This window comes from Mixta theicola (assembly GCF_002895925.1).
GTDB classification, from domain to species: domain Bacteria; phylum Pseudomonadota; class Gammaproteobacteria; order Enterobacterales; family Enterobacteriaceae; genus Mixta; species Mixta theicola.
The window spans coordinates 1-620 of record NZ_NWUO01000054.1 but is presented as its reverse complement, the minus strand read 5'-3'; the positions used below and the strand labels follow the sequence as shown (position 1 = coordinate 620).

Annotated in this window: 2 protein-coding genes; one reads left to right on the top strand and one right to left on the bottom strand. The window is 54.4% G+C overall.

The genetic code is table 11. From position 1 onward, the window contains the following. Positions 1-125 (bottom strand): GNAT family N-acetyltransferase (locus COO59_RS21425; protein ID WP_420845713.1); only part of this gene is annotated, 125 nt, incomplete at its 3' end. A 98-nt stretch (positions 126-223) separates the two neighbouring features. Between COO59_RS21425 and COO59_RS20570 the strand changes: the two genes are divergently transcribed. Then, a partial coding sequence (locus COO59_RS20570) for a LysR family transcriptional regulator (RefSeq protein WP_133158632.1) occupies positions 224-620 on the top strand: 397 nt, incomplete at its 3' end.

Below are 620 nucleotides of genomic sequence, written 5' to 3'. Positions count from 1 at the left end.
CGGGCTGTCATTTCAGCCGAATCCGGCGGTTCGGTTTCAAAAGTGGCGGTGCCATGCAATACGTGATAAGCATAAATCTGCTGGATGGCAGGAATATGTCGTTCATCTGCTTCGGTTATTTCCATCGGTACGGCTCCTTCTACGGTCAGAAGCAGAGACTAACCCGAATGAATAATTTCAGACAGGCAGCAGGACTTATCAGCGGCATAAGGAAAATTTTGGTATGGCAAACCTGAACCTCGATTACCTGGCTACTTTCAGACTGGTCGTCAGCCGGGGCAGTTTCTCCGGCGCGGCTGAAGCACTTAGCCTGTCGCAGCCGGCAGTGAGCCTGCAGATAAGACAACTGGAGCAGGCGCTTCAGGTCCGGCTTATTGAGCGAACCAGCCGGGGAGTAAGGCCCACGCCTGCCGGGCTGACTCTCGTTGAGCACAGCATGAAAATTGATGCAGTGGTAAGTACAGCAGTTGAATCGGTGTGCCTGCATTCCGACGAGATAACCGGCACTGTTACTGTCGGCACAGGCGCAACGGCCTGTATTCATCTACTGCCCCCCTTACTGCAGCAACTGCGGCAGGCCCATCCCCTGCTGAAGGTGGACGTACGCACAGGTAACACTT